Annotated in this window: 13 protein-coding genes; 6 read left to right on the top strand and 7 right to left on the bottom strand. The window is 61.1% G+C overall.

The genetic code is table 11. The features are described from left to right. The first annotated feature begins 8 nt into the window (after positions 1-8). Positions 9-1022, top strand: coding sequence for a GlxA family transcriptional regulator (locus BK660_RS05880; RefSeq protein WP_185044976.1), 1014 nt, complete (start codon positions 9-11; stop codon positions 1020-1022). 43 nt (positions 1023-1065) lie between these two features. Here the strand turns inward: BK660_RS05880 and BK660_RS05875 are convergent, their stop codons facing one another. From BK660_RS05875 to BK660_RS05860, 4 genes are all read right to left on the bottom strand, one after another. Beyond that, positions 1066-2742, bottom strand: a complete 1677-nt coding sequence (locus tag BK660_RS05875) for an MFS transporter (protein WP_123432476.1) — start codon at positions 2740-2742, stop codon at positions 1066-1068. A gap of 366 nt (positions 2743-3108) precedes the next feature. Next, the gene (locus BK660_RS05870; protein WP_123432475.1) at positions 3109-4434 is read right to left on the bottom strand and encodes an OprD family porin; all 1326 of its coding nucleotides are present in this window, start codon (positions 4432-4434) and stop codon (positions 3109-3111) included. Between the two features lie 140 nt (positions 4435-4574). Next, positions 4575-5924, bottom strand: a complete 1350-nt coding sequence (locus tag BK660_RS05865) for a GntT/GntP/DsdX family permease (protein WP_027925460.1) — start codon at positions 5922-5924, stop codon at positions 4575-4577. Positions 5925-6123: 199 nt separating this feature from the next. Next, the gene (locus BK660_RS05860) at positions 6124-6708 is read right to left on the bottom strand and encodes a hypothetical protein (protein ID WP_123432474.1); all 585 of its coding nucleotides are present in this window, start codon (positions 6706-6708) and stop codon (positions 6124-6126) included. A 586-nt stretch (positions 6709-7294) separates the two neighbouring features. Between BK660_RS05860 and BK660_RS05855 the strand changes: the two genes are divergently transcribed. The 4 genes from BK660_RS05855 to BK660_RS05840 all read left to right on the top strand — a co-directional run bounded on the left by BK660_RS05855 (position 7295) and on the right by BK660_RS05840 (position 11960). After that, the gene (locus tag BK660_RS05855) at positions 7295-7657 is read left to right on the top strand and encodes a DUF6124 family protein (protein WP_123432473.1); all 363 of its coding nucleotides are present in this window, start codon (positions 7295-7297) and stop codon (positions 7655-7657) included. Positions 7658-7912: 255 nt separating this feature from the next. Then, positions 7913-8413 (top strand): sigma-70 family RNA polymerase sigma factor, encoded by a 501-nt coding sequence (locus BK660_RS05850; RefSeq protein ID WP_123432472.1) that lies wholly within the window; start codon positions 7913-7915, stop codon positions 8411-8413. A 40-nt stretch (positions 8414-8453) separates the two neighbouring features. Beyond that, positions 8454-9428 carry a FecR family protein gene (locus BK660_RS05845; RefSeq protein ID WP_123432471.1) on the top strand — a complete coding sequence of 325 codons (975 nt, stop codon included), beginning with the start codon at positions 8454-8456 and terminating at the stop codon, positions 9426-9428. Between the two features lie 108 nt (positions 9429-9536). Next, entirely contained in the window at positions 9537-11960 is a 2424-nt protein-coding gene (locus BK660_RS05840) for a TonB-dependent siderophore receptor (RefSeq protein ID WP_123432470.1), read from the top strand. Positions 11961-12057: 97 nt separating this feature from the next. On the opposite strand, the gene BK660_RS05835 is transcribed toward BK660_RS05840, so the two are convergent. Beyond that, positions 12058-13209, bottom strand: a complete 1152-nt coding sequence (locus BK660_RS05835; RefSeq protein WP_123432469.1) for an MFS transporter — start codon at positions 13207-13209, stop codon at positions 12058-12060. A gap of 165 nt (positions 13210-13374) precedes the next feature. Between BK660_RS05835 and BK660_RS05830 the strand changes: the two genes are divergently transcribed. After that, the gene (locus tag BK660_RS05830; RefSeq protein ID WP_123432468.1) at positions 13375-14367 is read left to right on the top strand and encodes a diaminopimelate epimerase; all 993 of its coding nucleotides are present in this window, start codon (positions 13375-13377) and stop codon (positions 14365-14367) included. A 120-nt stretch (positions 14368-14487) separates the two neighbouring features. Here BK660_RS05830 and codA read toward each other — a convergent pair whose 3' ends face one another. Both codA and BK660_RS32565 read right to left on the bottom strand, forming a co-directional pair. Next, entirely contained in the window at positions 14488-15732 is a 1245-nt protein-coding gene (gene codA / locus BK660_RS05825) for a cytosine deaminase (protein WP_123432467.1), read from the bottom strand. Positions 15733-15942: 210 nt separating this feature from the next. Then, the gene (locus BK660_RS32565; protein ID WP_185044974.1) at positions 15943-16119 is read right to left on the bottom strand and encodes a hypothetical protein; all 177 of its coding nucleotides are present in this window, start codon (positions 16117-16119) and stop codon (positions 15943-15945) included. Positions 16120-16285 lie beyond the last annotated feature (166 nt).

The following is a 16285-nucleotide window of genomic DNA, read 5'->3' as shown; positions in this document are numbered from 1 at the left end:
GTCGGACATTGATCGAACGACGGCAATTCAGCGGCGGCATGAAAGGTAAAAACCTCCGCTATCTCAACGAACCTGCGGACAAGCCTGTGCCGATGACGCGCACGGGCTTTTTGCTGCTCGAACACTTCTCGCTGCCGGCGTTCACCCAGGCGCTGGACACGATCGTCACCGCGAATCTGCTGCGCCCCGGCTTGTTTACGTCCCGAACGTTTGGCTTACATGACGGCGAGGTGGTCAGTGACCTGGGCCTGGTGATTCGGCCTGACGCGCGTTTCGATGCCGCGGCAATTCAGCAACTGGACCTGCTGGTGGTGTGTGGCGGCTACCGCACGGAGCTGAAGGCCGGCGATGACTTCGTCCACTTGCTCAGAGCGGCGGCAGAGCGCGGCGTCACCCTCGCCGGGCTGTGGAATGGCGCCTGGTTCCTCGGCAGCGCCGGCCTGCTGGACGGTTATCGTTGCGCCATTCACCCCGAGCATCGGCCGGCACTGGCGGAAGTGTCCAAAGCGGCGCAGGTCACCAGCGAACCCTATGTGATTGATCGCGACCGCCTCACGGCGTCGAGCCCTGCGGGGGCTTTCCACATGGCGCTGGACTGGATCAAAGGGCTGCACGACAAAGCCCTGGTCGAGGGCATCGAAGACATTCTGGCGTTTGAAGAGTCGCGCTACCGGCGGATCAAACCGGCGGAAAACATCTGCGTCAGCGCGCCGTTGCGCGAGGTGGTCAAGCTGATGGACGCCAACCTCGAAGAACCGCTGGAGCTGGAACAGCTGGCGGTCTACGCCGGCCGCTCACGTCGACAACTGGAGCGCCTGTTCAAGGAGCAACTGGGCACCACGCCGCAGCGCTATTACATGGAACTGCGCATCACCGAGGCGCGTCGGCTGCTGCAGCACACCGAACTGTCCCAAGTGGACGTGCTGGTGGCGTGCGGGTTTGTCTCGCCGAGCCATTTCAGCAAGTGCTACAGCTCGTACTTCGGCTACCGGCCGTCCAAGGAAAAACGGCTGGTCAAATGAACCCGCTACGCCCTCTCCCGGCAGGAGAGGGCGGCGGCTCATCTCAGGTGTGATGAAGCTCGCGGTCCTTGGTTTCCGGCAGGAAAAACGTGCCGAGAATCGCCGTCATCACCGCGATCACGATCGGATACCACAACCCGTAATAGATGTCGCCGGTGGCCGCGACCATGGCGAAGGCCACCGTCGGCAGGAACCCGCCGAACCAGCCGTTGCCGATGTGGTACGGCAGCGACATCGAGGTGTAGCGGATGCGCGCCGGGAACAGTTCCACCAGCCACGCGGCGATAGGCCCGTAGACCATGGTCACGTAGATCACGAGGACGGTCAGCAGCAGCAACACCATCGGGTAGTTGGTCTTCGCCGGGTCAGCTTTCTCGGGGTACCCGGCTTCCTTCAGGGCTGTGGCGAGGGTGGCGGTGAAGGCGTCGTTGCGGGTCTTGAAGTCGGCGGCCGGCAGGGTCGTGCCCTCGAAACTCTGGACCACTTTGTCGCCGATGCGTACCTGCGCGACGGTGCCCGGTTCAGCCTTCTGGTTTTTGTAGGGGATGGCCCGCTTCGCCAGCAGGGTCTTGGCGAGGTCGCAGGAACTGGTGAATCTAGCCTTGCCCACCGGGTCGAACTGGAACGAACACTGGCCCGGGTCGGCGATCACTGTGACCGGGTTCTTCTCCTGCGCCACGAACACGTCGGGGTTACCGTACTGGGTCAACGCGTGGAAGATCGGGAAATAGGTCAGCGCCGCCAGGATGCAGCCGGCCATGATGATGCCCTTGCGGCCGATGCGGTCGGACAGGCTGCCAAATATCACGAAGAACGGCGTACCGATCAGCAGCGAACCGGCAATCAACAGGTTGGCGGTTTGCGGGTCGATTTTCAGGGTTTGCAGCAGGAAAAACAGTGCATAGAACTGCCCGGTGTACCAGACCACGGCCTGGCCGGCCGTCCCGCCGAGCAACGCCATGATGACGATTTTCAAGTTGCCCCAACGGGCGAAAGACTCGGTCAGCGGCGCCTTCGACGCCTTGCCTTCTTCCTTCATTTTCTTGAACACCGGCGACTCACTGAGTTGCAGGCGGATGTACACCGAGACAATCAGCAGCAGGATCGACAGCAGGAACGGAATCCGCCAGCCCCAGGCTTCGAACGCTTCAGTGCCGAGCAGGGTGCGGCAGGCAAGAATCACCAGCAGCGACAGAAACAGGCCGAGAGTCGCGGTAGTCTGAATCCACGAGGTGAAGTAACCACGCCTGCCGGGCGGCGCATGTTCAGCCACGTACGTCGCCGCGCCGCCGTATTCACCGCCCAGCGCCAGGCCTTGCAACAGGCGCAGGGTGATCAGGATGACGGGCGCCGCCACGCCGATGGTGGCGTAGCCGGGCAGGAAGCCGACGATGGCGGTGGAGATGCCCATGATGACAATGGTGATGAGGAAGGTGTGCTTGCGCCCGATCATGTCGCCCAACCGGCCAAACACGATGGCGCCGAAAGGCCTCACGGCGAAGCCCGCGGCGAAGGCGAGCAGGGCGAAGATGAACGCCGTGGTCTCGTTGACGCCGGCAAAGAAGTGCTTGGCGATGATCGCGGCGAGAGAGCCGTAAAGGTAGAAGTCATACCATTCGAATACGGTGCCCAGGGACGAAGCGAAAATGACTTTGCGCTCCTCCTTGGTGATGCCGTGCCCGGGCGCGCGGCCCGTGGTGGTAGTGTCGATTACGGCCATGAGTGTTCTCCGTCTTGCTCTTGTTATAGGCCGGAGTACCTCTCATCAATTGCCGCACCCAGGCCCTGGGGCTGATGTCGTCGGATTGCATATTGCACGAAGCAGGGCGCCGGCATTTCTGCCGGATTACTTGAAGCATAATCAGCTTCGTGCAGATATCCACTCGCCATCACACAGCCCCCCAATCAATGACCGAAACGCGAACCCCTGTAGCAGCTGCCGAAGGCTGCGTCCGGCTGCGAAGCAGACGTAAAATCAGACGATGCGGTATTTCAGGAAATCCGCGCCGTTAGGATTTACGACTGCTGCGCAGCCGGACGCAGCCTTCGGCAGCTGCTACAGGGGGCATGTGTTTCTTAAGGGTGGTTACAACAGCGAGATCGTGTAGTTGACGATAAACCGGTTTTGATCGACGTTGCGCCCGGCATCGGTGTTGGACTTGGCGTTACGCACAGTGAACCCGAGCCCCTTGAGCGTGCCCGATTGCAGCACGTAGTCCAGGGTCATGTCGCGCTCCCACTCGGACTGATCGCTGGCGTTGCGGGCCTTGATATCCGTGCCCTTGAGGTACACCACCGACGCCTTCAACCCCGGCACGCCCAAGGGCGCGAAGTCATAGGTGTACTGACCGAAGTTGGTCTGTTCACCGGCGCGGGCAAAGTTCTGGATCATCTTGTCCGTGGGCAGGTAAACGCTGCCGCCACCAGCGCCTTTGTCCACCAGGCTGCCCTGGTTCGGCTGGACGAAGTTGCTGCCATCGCTCACCTGTTGATGCCCCAGCGACACCGAATGGCCGCCGTTCACGTAGGTGATCATCGCTGCCCAGGTGTTGTTGTCGATCTCGCCGTTGTTGTCCTCGGTGTAACCCGACATGCCGTAGCCTCGGGCCCGGCCGGCGGCGCTGCTGTTGGCGCCGGTCGACGTGGTGTTGAAGTAGCGCAGGTCAGTGGTGAGGGAGCTGTTGCCGTCAATCGGCAGGACATGGACCAGCCCGAGGAAGTTCTGGTTGTAGAACTCTTCCAGCTGCGCGAAGTAGTACTGCGCCTTCAAATCCTTGGTGATGGTGTAGTCACCACCGGCGTAGTAGAACTTGTTGCTGTCCTGCGTTGCACCGGGGACCGACAGACCGGTCCGGTCCGTCGAAGCGCGGCCGACGGCATGTTCAAGCACGCCGCTGGTCAAGGTCAGGTTTTCGATGTCGTTCGAAGTGATCTGGGCGCCAGTGAATGACTGCGGCAACAGGCGCGCATCGTTGGCGATGAGGATCGGCAATTTAGGCAGCAAGGTGCCATAGCGAAATTCTGTCTTGGAAATGCGCATCTTCGCCGTCGGGCCGAAGCTGCTCCAGGCACCCACCGCACCCTCGCCGTCGGTGGGGATCATGCCGCTGCCGACGTGGCGGCCATCGCCACTGTCCAGCGTGATCCCGAGCAGCGCCTGCGCATCCAGCCCGAACCCTACCGGACCTTGAGTGAACCCCGACTCATAACGCAGCACAAAACCCTGAGCGGTTTCTTCGGTTTTCGAAGGCGCGGCGGTGCCGTCGCGGTTGTCGCTGTTGAAGTACAAGGTGCGCATCGACAGGGTGGCTTTACTGTCTTCCAGAAAGCCGTGCGCGGCGGTGTCTGCGGCCTGCGCGCACAGGGAACTGGCAGCCAGCAAGAGGGCGGTGGGGACGGCTCGTTTGAACATACGGTGCTCCTGATGATTTCTTATGATTTTTGGAGAGTCGCCGCCACCCCGAAACCGGCGCGCAGAAGGGCGCGCCCGATGAGCGACCTGAGCATCAGGCCGTCGGGGTGACGTATTTTTTTGAGTCGAATAACGCGCGGTTAAATCAGGTAGGAAAGGCCCACGGTCAGACCGAAAGCGACCACGGAAATGATGGTCTCGAGCACGGTCCAGGTCTTGAAGGTCTGGGCCACGGTCATGTTGAAGTATTCCTTGATCAACCAGAACCCGCCGTCGTTGACGTGGGAAAAAATCACCGAGCCGGCACCGGTCGCCAGCACCAGCAATTCCGGGTGCGGATAGCCCAGACCAATCGCCACCGGCGCGACAATCCCCGAGGCCGTGGTCATCGCCACTGTCGCGGAACCGGTGGCAATGCGCATCAACGCGGCGAACAACCAGCCCATGATCAGCGGCGACAAATGAAATTCGTGGGCCAGGCTGACGATCTGGTCGGTGACGCCGGCGTCCACCAGAATCCGGTTCAGGCCGCCGCCGGCGCCGACCAGCAAGGTGATGCTCGCGGTGGGTGCCAGGCATTCGTTGGTGAATTTCAAGATCGATTCACGGCTGAAACCCTGGGCGATGCCGAGGGTCCAGAAGCTCAGCAGGGTCGCCAGCAACAGGGCAATCACCGAGTTGCCGATGAACAGCAAGAACTGGTTAAACCCACTGCCCGGCGTGGAAATCAGGTTGGCCCAGCCGCCGATCAGCATCAGCACCACCGGCAACAGAATGGTCGCCATGGTGATGCCAAACCCCGGCAGGCTGTCGCGCGGTTCGCGGTCGAGGAACTGGCGTTCCAGCGGGTTTTCCGCCGGCAGTTGAATGCGTGGCACGATGAATTTCGCATACAGCGGTCCAGCAATGATTGCCGTCGGAATGCCGATCAAAATCGCGTACATCAACGTCTGCCCGACCGACGCCCCATACACCTGCACCGCCAGCATCGCCGCCGGGTGCGGCGGCACCAAGGCGTGCACCACCGAGAGCCCCGCGACCATCGGCAAGCCGACCATCAGGATCGACACGCCCACACGCCGCGCCACGGTAAAGGCAATCGGCACCAGCAATACAAAACCGACCTCGAAGAACAGCGGCAACCCGACCAGGAACGCGATGCACACCATCGCCCAGTGCGCGTTCTTCTCGCCGAAACGGTCGATCAGCGTGCGTGCTACCTGCTCGGCACCGCCGGACTCGGCCATCATCTTCCCGAGCATGGTGCCCAGCGCCACCACCAGCGCAATATGCCCAAGGGTTTTGCCAACCCCGGCCTCGTAGGCGCCGACCACACCGGACGCCGGCATCCCGGCCAGCAAGGCCAGGCCGATGGACACCAGGGTGATGACGATGAAGGGATTGAGTCGGTAACGGGCGATCAGCACGATCAGCGCAATGATGGCGATGGCGGCATACACCAGCAGCCAATAGCCGAAGGACAGGGTCATGCGGTACTCCTCGAAAGGGTCACGTCGAATGGATTGTGAAACTCTTAAAACATTTCGAGAGGTGATTTTCAAACGAGGCGAAAGTAATTTTCGTGCAGGGATAAGGGTTGTCGCACAGAGGTACGGGATGTCGTTGTTTTTGAAACTGGGAGAGGCGGATTTTCATCCTGTGGTGCGTGGGTTTTGCGCAGCGTAGACGTCAGATAAAGGCGCAGCAGCAATAAACGAGGGCCAGCAAAGCGGCGATTGCAAATGAGCCTAATGCCTTGCCCATGGCATGGTGCGCCGGCGGCACAGGCTCGAGCGGTGGTTGCCAGAAGGGGTCCGACAACGCTGAGCGTTGATCGTAGTGGTGGCGAATGACCTTGTAGGTGTATCGCGAGCCAATCAGCAGCATCAGTACAACCAGGCTGAGTATCGCCCTGCAGATCATGGCCGGTTTAGTGTCGGACTCCATTTCCTCCAGGCACGCCGCGCTGTTGACTTCCAGCACGCTGATTTGCCCGGTCTGCATATTGGGCTGTCGGGCACCCACGTGGATTGCCGACTGTTGTTCCAGGTCAACAGCCTGATACTTCCACAGGGTGGTCGAGCCTTCCCGGCAATAGGTGAACGCGACGGGGTCGGGCGCCGCCACAATGCACGCATCGTTGATATTGAGCTGTTTCAAGGTCTGATCGGCTGACCGGGTGAAATCGAGGTCGAGGACAGGAATGATCCCGGTGGCAGAAGCGCCCACCGAAAACAGTACGCCGCCGGCGAAACAGATTGCCGAAGCCTTCAAGGTATTTTTTCCTTGTTTTTCATCAGCGTAGTGAAAAGCGCACGGAAGGTGGCTGCGCTTGATTCGATGAGTCTAGAAGGCGGGTGGCGATACGAAGTCTGGCTGCAAAAAAAGCGTGGAAAATGGCCGAAATGCCACTCGTTCCCCGTCAGGTGTCATTGCGATGCCCGGTTCACAATTTTGTGATCACCGCCGACCCTGTGGGAGCGTGGCTTGCCCGCGATGGCGGTCTCAAATTCGAGCACATGTTTAAAGGTGTTTAAGGATACTTCCTGAAAGCTACAACGCCTTGCGCCATTACCTACGACTACGCCAGAATCCGCCGGCTTGTGCGCTTCGGACGCCCTCGGTAACTTGATTCCCGTCACTGATTCCCAGTGATCGGGTTTAGTAGCCCGAGGATATGAAGGCTGCACAAGCGTCTGTCAGACAGGTATTTCCATGCCTGTATTTGATGGTGGCTGTGCGCAGGGCGCCCTCGGGCGCGCCGGCTTTGCCTTTTTCCCCGGTCTACTAACCTGCGTACAGCCGCCACCCCTCGTATTAGTAGCGAGGCGTGGCTGCCCGATAAGGAAGAAAGGTAAATATGTTCAAGGTAACGCCAAATCCGCCAGACACAGATCCGGCATCCCCCTACGAATCAGTCGATTCAAAGAAATTCCACGAAGCCGCCGAACGCGCCCTCGATCACTACCTCAACCCCGGCGCCATCAAATCCCCGGCCACCCGCAAACCCAGCACGATGTTCATGCTCGCACCGAATCTGCGAGACGAAGACCTGTTGGCCCACACCTGTGAGACATTGGCCCAGGCCAGTGTCATGACCAGCGATTTCGCGGCATATCTGGAAGGGCCGCATCGGCACACGGCCATGGCGATCCAGCAGATCATCATGCTGGCGGAACTGGCGGCGAACCGGATGATGGATAACGTTGAGGTGCCGAAGTAATACCCGGGCACCGCGTCATCGTTCTTCGCGGGCAAGCCACGCTCCCACATTTGACCGAGTTGTCCGGACGAACGCGGTCAAGTGTGGGAGCGGGCTTGCTCGCGAAGGCGGCATGTCAGACAACACACGTTCAGATCCCAAAACTCCCCCTAACTGACTCAGCCGATCAGCCGGCCGTTCGTTCGACGTGGAATCCATTGCTTCCGGTTAATAGGAAGCATTACTATTCACGCTCCGTTCCCACAGCACACCGCAATGACCCCCAAGCTGCCCCGCAGACACGGCTTTTTCGAGCATTACGAAGAGTTGGTTGGCACCTGGACCCGTCGCCTGAGAAATCGTCAGCAGGCCGAGGATCTGGCCCACGACACCTTCGTGCGGGTGCTTGAGTCGAATTCGGCGACGGTGGAGCAACCTCGGGCCTATTTGCACCAGACCGCGCGCAACATCGCGGTGGACGGTTATCGGCGGGAGGATCGACGGGGCGCCATGGAGTCGCAGGCGAATGATCTCAGTGTGTCGTCGACCGGCGACCCGGAGCAGTACATGCAGGCGATCCAGTTGGCTGATTCCATCGAGCGCGCGCTCACCGAGCTGCCGCTCAATTGCCGCAAGGTGTTTGTGTGGCAGAAGATCGAAGGCCTGACCCAGGCTGAAATCGCCGAACGCCTGGGTCTGTCCAAGAACATGGTGGAAAAGTATATGATCCGCACGTTGCGGCACTTGCGCGATCGCCTCGACGGATTGCAGCCATGAGCGGCAGCGCCTTCTCATCCCCAGGCCAACAGGACCTTCCATGACGGATACTCGTGATTGCGCGTGCGGGCATGCAACTGTTCGGGACGACGCGGCGCGCTGGTTTGTGCGGATGCAGGAACCGGCGGTGGACGTCGTCGAATACCGGCGCTTCGAGGCGTGGCTCGGCGAACACCCTCAACATCGAAAAGAATTCGAGGTGCTTCAAGGCTTGTGGACGGCGGCGGACCTGGTGCCGGCCGCACGCTTGCAAGCGTTATGCGAAAACCCTCCAGCCCGCAAAACACGTCAGTCGTGGGTGCGTTACGCGGTGGCGGCGAGTGTGGTAACCGTGGCGCTGGGTCTGGGCTTGTTCAGCGGTTTGCATCACCCGGCGCCTTACACCGCCGAATATTCCACGGCGTTGGGCGAGCGTCGTCACGTGGCGTTGCCTGACGGTTCGATCATCGACATGAACAGCCGCAGCCGCCTTCAGGTGAACTTTGAAAAAGAACGGCGCGGCGTTGAGCTGATTGAGGGCGAGGCGATGTTCAGCGTCGAGCACGACACCAGCCGGCCGTTCGTGATCGATGCGGGTAACGGTCAGGTGACAGTCACTGGTACGCGCTTCGATGTGCGCCGCGATCTCAGCGAAACCCGAGTGGCGGTGGAGCAGGGCACGGTCAAGGTTCAGGGGCAGGGCGCCGATTTCGTCAGCCTGAGCGCCGGCCTCGGCACGCGCATTGACGCCCAGGGGACTGTCGCGACAGCCTACGCCGTCAACCCGGCAGAACTGACCGCGTGGCGCAGCGGCAAACTGGTGTTCAACAACGCCAGCCTCAGCGAGGTGGCGGCCGAAGTGTCACGTTATCGCGAGAAGCCGCTCACCGTCGGCAGCGACAAAGTCGGCAATCTGCGCCTGACCAGCGTGTTCAAATCCGACAACACCGACGCACTGCTCAAGGCTTTGCCGAGCATCCTGCCGGTGGCCGTGCGCACCCTCGACGACGGCAGTCAGGAAATAATCTCCAATTAATTTCCAAACCGATTCAGGTTTTTTTCGAGTTCATCGTCTTCTTGTCCAACTGCAACTGGTTTGCATTAACAAACGCATACGCTTGCGATCCACAGGACATTGTTCGACGTGAATAACACCTCTGCCAAAAACAAAAAATCCCATTGGTTGCCGCTGGCGCTCGCCTTGGCGGTCAGCGCCGCGTTGCCCCAGGCGTTCGCCGCCGGTGGCATCCACATTCCGGCGCAGCCATTGGGTGAGGCCTTGAGTGAGTTGGGCCAGCAGTCTTCGTTGCAGGTTTTCTTCAGTCCTGATCTGGTCGCCGGCAAACAGGCTCCGGCCGTCGACGGCGACATCTCGCCGGAACAGGCCTTGCGCCAATTGCTGCAAGGCAGCGGTCTGGACTACCAGATCAATGAAGGCTCGGTGACCCTGACGCCGGCAGCCACTGCCGCCGCCAACGGCCCGATTGAACTGGGCATGACCGACATCAACGTGGTCGGCGACTGGCTCGGCGATGCCGACGCCACCGTGGTGCAGAACCATCCTGGCGCGCGAACGGTGGTTCGTCGCGAAGCGATGATCGAGCAGGGCGCGATGAACGTCGGTGACGTGCTCAAACGTGTGCCCGGCGTGCAAGTGCAGGACGCCAACGGCACCGGCGGCAGCGATATTTCCCTGAACGTCGGCGTGCGCGGCCTGACCTCGCGCCTGTCGCCACGCTCCACCGTGTTGATCGACGGCGTACCGGCTGCGTTTGCGCCGTACGGCCAGCCGCAATTGTCGATGGCGCCGATTTCCTCGGGCAACCTCGACAGCATCGACGTGGTGCGTGGCGCCGGTTCCGTGCGTTACGGGCCACAAAACGTCGGTGGCGTGATCAACTTCGTGACGCGCGCGATCCCGGAAAAAGCCACCGGCGAAATCGGCACCACCCTGGAAACCTCGCAGCACGGTGGCTGGAAACACATCGACACCGCGTTCGTCGGCGGCACGGCGGACAACGGCATCGGCATGGCGCTGTTGTATTCCGGCGTCAACGGTAACGGTTACCGCGAAAGCAACAACGGCAACGACATCGACGACGTCATCCTCAAGACCCATTGGGCACCGACCGATGTCGACGATTTCAGCCTCAACTTTCACTACTACGACGCCAGCGCCGACATGCCCGGCGGCCTGACGCAGGCGCAATACGACGCCGATCCGTTCCAGTCCGTGCGCGACTACGACAACTTCAGCGGCCGCCGCAAGGACGTGTCGTTCAAGTGGGCGCGGCAGATCGACGACCGCACCCAGGCCGAGGTGCTGACGTACTACACCGACAGTTTTCGCGGCAGCAACATCGCCGCCCGCGATCAGAAAACACTTAGCTCGTACCCGCGCACTTACTACACCTTCGGCATCGAGCCACGGGTGTCCCATGTGTTTGACGTAGGCCCGACCACGCAGGAAGTCAGCGTCGGTTATCGCTACTTGAAAGAAGCGATGCACGAAGAATCGAGCCGTGTCGCGCTGGTGAACAATCAGCCGGTGTTGACGCCGTCCTCTGACGGTCATGTGTTCCAGGACCGTACCGGCGGCACTGAAGCCAACTCGGTGTACATCGACAACAAAATCGACGTCGGCAACTGGACCGTGACCCCGGGCATCCGCTTCGAACACATCAGCACCGACTGGCACGACCGCGCCGTGCTCGACACCGCCGGCAAGCGTGTGCCGGAGAAGAACCGCAGCATCGAAAGCAACGAGCCGCTGCCGGCCCTGAGCGTGATGTATCACCTGTCCGAAGAGTGGAAGCTGTTCGCGAACTACGAAACGTCGTTTGGCAGCCTGCAGTATTTCCAGCTCGGCCAGGGCGGTATCGGCGACAACACCGCCAACGGCCTGGAGCCGGAAAAGGCCAAGACCTATGAGGTCGGCACGCGCTACAACAACGACGTGTGGGGCGGCGAAGTGACGCTGTTCTACATCGACTTCGATGATGAACTGCAATACATCAGCAACGACGTCGGCTGGACTAACCTCGGCGCGACCAAGCACCAGGGGATTGAAACCTCCGTGCATTACGACATGGCCGCGCTCAACCCGATGCTCGATGGCCTGACCGCCAACGCCGGCTTCACCTATACCCGTGCCACTTACGAAGGTGAGATTCCGGGCTTCAAGGGCCGTGACCTGCCGTTCTACTCGCGTCAGGTGGCCACCGCCGGGCTGCGTTACGACATCAATCGCTGGACCTATAACCTCGATGCGTTTGCGCAATCCAAGCAGCGCTCGCCGGGCACAGGTGTGAACGCCGATGGCAGCTTCAACGGCAACTACATCACCGAAGGTTCGGCGGACGGACAGTTTGGTGATATTCCGGGTTACGTGACCTGGAACGCGCGCGGTGGCTATGACTTTGGTTCGCAGTTGTCGAACCTGAAGCTCGGTGCCGGGGTGAAGAACATCTTCGACAAGCAGTATTTCACCCGGTCCAGCGACAACAACTCGGGGATGTATGTGGGGGCGCCGCGCACGTTTTTTGTGCAGGCTAGTGTGGGGTTCTGATAGACCGAGGTGACCCCATCGCCAGCACGCTGGCTCCCACAGGATTTGTGAACGACACGAAACCAGTGTGGGAGCCAGCCTGCTGGCGATAGCTTTATCAGGCTCTCAACACTTTGCCGCCAATGGCCACCGCCACCAGCAGCAACGCCATCAACCCAAAGGCAAAACTCAAGCTGCTGCCATGGGCGATAAACCCGATCAACGCCGGGCCGGCGAGGATCCCCGCATAGCCAAGGGTAGTAATGGCCGGCACGGCGATGTGCTCGGGCATGACTGTCTGTTTGCCGACAGCGGTGTACAGCACCGGCACAATGTTCGAACACCCCGCACCCAACAACGCATACCCCACCAGCGCTGTCTCCCAGGCCGGTGCGAACGTGGCCAACGCCAGGCCCGCCGCAGCCGTCAGCCCGCCGAACACCATCACCCGCGTGGAACCCAGGCGCCTGACAATCCGGTCACCGGTCAAACGCCCGGCCGTCATGGTCAACGCAAACGCCGCATACCCCAGCCCCGCATACGCCGTATCGATCCCGCGCTCCTGCGTCAGAAACACTGCACTCCAGTCGAGCGCCGCGCCTTCGGCGAGGAACACGATGAAGCACATTCCGCCGATAAACAGCACGATGCCATGGGGCACCGCAAACGCCGGGCCGGTGCTTTCGCTGCCGTAAGGCAACAGGTGTGGCGCCGCTTTCAGCAGGGCCAGCAGCAGCACGGCAATCACCACCAACATCGCGCCCAGTGGTGAAATTCCAAGGCCGAGCAAGCCACTGACCCCCGCCGCGCCGACGATCCCGCCGAGGCTGAACATCCCGTGAAACCCCGACATCATGTTCTTGCCGCTGGCCCGTTCGACGATCACCGCTTGCAGGTTCACCGTCGAATCCACCGTACCGAGCCCGGCGCCGAACATGAACAACGTGGCGATCAACGCCGGCACTGACGACACCGTCGCCAACAACGGCAAAGCTGCACAGATCAGCAACGTCCCACCCGCCGCCACGCGCCGGCAGCCGAAGCGTGATGACAGCAACCCGGCCATCGGCATCGCCAGAATCGACCCGACCCCGAGGCACAACAGCAGCAGACCGAGCGTCCCTTCATCCAGCCCGGCCCGAGCCTTGGCGTAAGGCACCAGCGGCGCCCAGGCGGCGATGCCGAGACCGGCGATGAAGAAGGCGATGCGGGTGGACATCTGCTCCAGACGGCCGGGAACAAATGAGGTTGGGGTCTTGAGGCTGGTCATATCAATCCTTGGCAAAAAACGTCGCGTTCCCCAAGGACACTGAATGATCCCTCGGGTTCGATCAGTGTCCGCAGCAATTCGCGGTGAGGCAGGGCTACATCCTTGCACGGCCTGTCGCGGTTTCGCGATATCGTCGACCAATTGATTGTCCAGACAGGAGGCGACATGACGCGGATTTACGATGCACGGGGCAATATTTATATCGTCGTGGCGCCTGAGGCCGTGCGCGATAGCGGCATTGATTTGCCTGAACAGGCTGACCTTGCCGCGCAAACCCGCGAGCAGTGGGCCTTGGCCGCGATCGAGGCGTTCTGTGCCTGGGCCCCCGGCACCCAGCCGCCCGGCAGCAAGGACCATCGTAGCGATGGTTTACTGGTCGGACCGTTTCAATCGGCGCCACCCTATGACCTGCTGATCGTCAATACCGACGGCACGTTGGCCGAGCGCAGTGGCAATGGGCTGACGATTTTCTCCCAGTCGCTCAGTGAGCAGGGATTGATGCCGGAGGAGGGGGCGTGCCTGCTGCGGGTTCATCACGACAAGACAGACACGGTTTCGCCGGGGGAAACGTCCGTGAAACCGGCCGGGATTGAGGGCGTGCAAGGGTTTTGGCTGGACCTGGGAAAGCCAACGTTCGGGCCGCAAGCCGTGGGCGCGCGGGGAGTTGAAGATGTTCTGTTGAACGGTCGGGACGTCAGCCATGTCGCGCCATTGTCGGCGCTGGACCCGGCCTGGAACCACAGCCAGTTTGTGCGTGTCGGCAATCCACATTGCGTGACGCTGGTAGCGGACGCTGCTGCGTTGCCGAACAATGCGCAGATGCGTGAATCACCACTGGCTGAAGGGTTGCTGCGGATTGCTTACGCCATGCCGGCCGGGGCCGGTAAACCGTGTCCGGCGGGGGTGAATGTGCAGTGGGCGATGCTTGAATCCGAAGGCCTGGTCGTTGCGCGGGTGTTTGAGCGCGGGGAGGGGCCGACGGCGTCGTCGGGCACCAGTGCCAGTGCGGTGGCGTGTGCGGCCTGGCGGGTCGGTTGGGTCTCGGCGGGGGAGGTGAAAGTGGTGATGCCGGGCGGCACGGCGCCGATTTTGCTGGAGGAAGTGGAGGGGGAATTGAGTCGTGTCAGGCTGTTTGGTGCGGCTCGGTTGATGGGTTGACTGTCAGACCGCCTTCGCGAGCAAGCCCGCTCCCACATTTGACCGAGTTCTCCCAGAAGAATGCGGTCAAATGTGGGAGCGGGCTTGCTCGCGAAGGGGCCATAACATTCGATAAAGATTTCAGTTCAGACCACTGAACTCCACCACCGGCATCGTCCGCTTCATCAGCAACTTGCCCCCGCGCACCGAATACAGCGGCAAGCCTTGGCTGCGGATCACCTCGTAATCACTGTCCGCCGACAGCACCAGCAAGTTCGCCGGCCGTCCCGCTTCCAGGCCATAACGCTCGCCGAGGTTCATCGCCTTGGCGCTGTTGTCGGTCACCAGGTCCAGCGCACTTTGCAGGTTGCGATACCCGAGCATGTGGCAAATGTGCAGCCCGGCTTCGAGCACTCGCAGGATGTTGCCGTTACCCAGCGGATACCACGGGTCGACGATCGAGTCCTGGCCGAAACACACGTTCATCCCCGCCTCAAGCAGCTCGTTGACCCGGGTCACGCCACGGCGTTTCGGGAAATTGTCGAAGCGTCCTTGCAGGTGAATGCTTTCAGTGGGGCAGGAGACAAAACTGATCCCCGAATGCCCGAGCAAACGGAACAGTTTGGCGCAGTAAGCGTTGTCGTAAGAGCCCATTGCCGTGGTATGGCTGGCGGTGACCCGCGAACCCATGTCGCGGCTCCGCGCCTCTTCGGCCAGCACTTCGAGGAAGCGTGAATGTGGGTCGTCGGTTTCGTCGCAGTGCACGTCCACCAGGCAACCGGTGCGCTCGGCCAGGTCCATCAGGAACTTCACTGAACTGACACCTTGATCGCGGGTGTACTCGAAGTGCGGAATGCCGCCGACCACATCGGCGCCCATGCGAATGGCTTCTTCCATCAGCTCGCGGCCATTGCGGTACGACTCGATGCCTTCCTGCGGGAACGCGACGATTTGCATGTCGATCAGGTGACGGCTTTCCTCGCGCACTTCGAGCATCGCCTTGAGTGCAGTCAGCTGCGGGTCGGTGACGTCGACGTGGGTGCGCACATGCTGGATGCCGTGGGCGGCGAGGGTCTGGATGGTTTTCTTGGCCCGGGTCTTGGTGTCTTCTTCGGTGATCGTGACCTTGCGCTCGCCCCAGCACTCGATGCCTTCGAACAGCGTGCCGCTCATGTTCCAGCGCGGCTCGCCAGCGGTCAGGGTGGCGTCGAGGTGAATGTGCGGCTCGACGAAGGGCGGCACCACCAGGTTGCCGCCGGCGTCCAGATCCTCGGGGCCCAGGGTCGGGGCTTCGGTCTGTCGGGCGATGGTGCGGATCAGGCCGTCTTCCAGGTGCAACTCATGCAGGCCATCTTGGTTGCGCAGGCGGGCGTTGATGATGTGCATGAGGCGAGTCCTTTGGGTTGATGACTCTAAATTAGCGCGGCAGTGGCGATCCTTGCCAGTGCCGTGTGACGAAACACGACACAGCCCTAATGTGGGAGCGGCGGTGCGGCGATCCGACTTGCTCGCGAATGCGGTCTGACATTGAATAAATATGTCGACTGTTATACCGCCTTCGCGAGCAAGCCCGCTCCCACATTTGATCCGGTTTCTTCAGGGGGAATGGTGTAGGGGCAGGAACCGTAATAATGCCGCGACGATGGCCTCGGCTCTCCCAGCCACGGCTGCACAGGCTGCGGTAATCCTTGGCGTCGGGCCGTCGCCGTGCACGGCGTAGTGAATGCGGTGCCCGTTGAAGCGGTATTGGCGGTCCAGCAGCCAGTCAGCCATGTGCGTGTCCTCTTGGGCGAGGCAAAAAGCATAGGCATAAAAAAGCCACCGCTGAAGGTGGCTTGATCATTCACTGACAAAACGCAGTTCCAATGTGGGAGCGGGCTTGCTCGCGAAAGCGGTGTGTCAGTCAACATCATTGGTATCTGACACACCGCTTTCGCGA

Origin of the sequence: Pseudomonas brassicacearum (assembly GCF_003732265.1) — a bacterium.
Lineage (GTDB): Bacteria > Pseudomonadota > Gammaproteobacteria > Pseudomonadales > Pseudomonadaceae > Aquipseudomonas > Aquipseudomonas brassicacearum_D.
This window is presented reverse-complemented; position numbering and strand designations above follow the sequence as displayed.

Excerpts from the sequence above, each read along its gene's own strand:
- codA (WP_123432467.1), bottom strand. The coding sequence starts at position 15,732 with ATGCACATCATCAACGCCCGCCTGCGCAACCAAGATGGCCTGCATGAG.
- BK660_RS05845 (WP_123432471.1), top strand. The coding sequence starts at position 8,454 with ATGACGGATACTCGTGATTGCGCGTGCGGGCATGCAACTGTTCGGGAC.
- BK660_RS05870 (WP_123432475.1), bottom strand. The coding sequence starts at position 4,434 with ATGTTCAAACGAGCCGTCCCCACCGCCCTCTTGCTGGCTGCCAGTTCC.
- BK660_RS05850 (WP_123432472.1), top strand. The coding sequence starts at position 7,913 with ATGACCCCCAAGCTGCCCCGCAGACACGGCTTTTTCGAGCATTACGAA.
- BK660_RS32565 (WP_185044974.1), bottom strand. The coding sequence starts at position 16,119 with ATGGCTGACTGGCTGCTGGACCGCCAATACCGCTTCAACGGGCACCGC.
- BK660_RS05875 (WP_123432476.1), bottom strand. The coding sequence starts at position 2,742 with ATGGCCGTAATCGACACTACCACCACGGGCCGCGCGCCCGGGCACGGC.
- BK660_RS05835 (WP_123432469.1), bottom strand. The coding sequence starts at position 13,209 with ATGACCAGCCTCAAGACCCCAACCTCATTTGTTCCCGGCCGTCTGGAG.
- BK660_RS05865 (WP_027925460.1), bottom strand. The coding sequence starts at position 5,924 with ATGACCCTGTCCTTCGGCTATTGGCTGCTGGTGTATGCCGCCATCGCC.
- BK660_RS05855 (WP_123432473.1), top strand. The coding sequence starts at position 7,295 with ATGTTCAAGGTAACGCCAAATCCGCCAGACACAGATCCGGCATCCCCC.
- BK660_RS05830 (WP_123432468.1), top strand. The coding sequence starts at position 13,375 with ATGACGCGGATTTACGATGCACGGGGCAATATTTATATCGTCGTGGCG.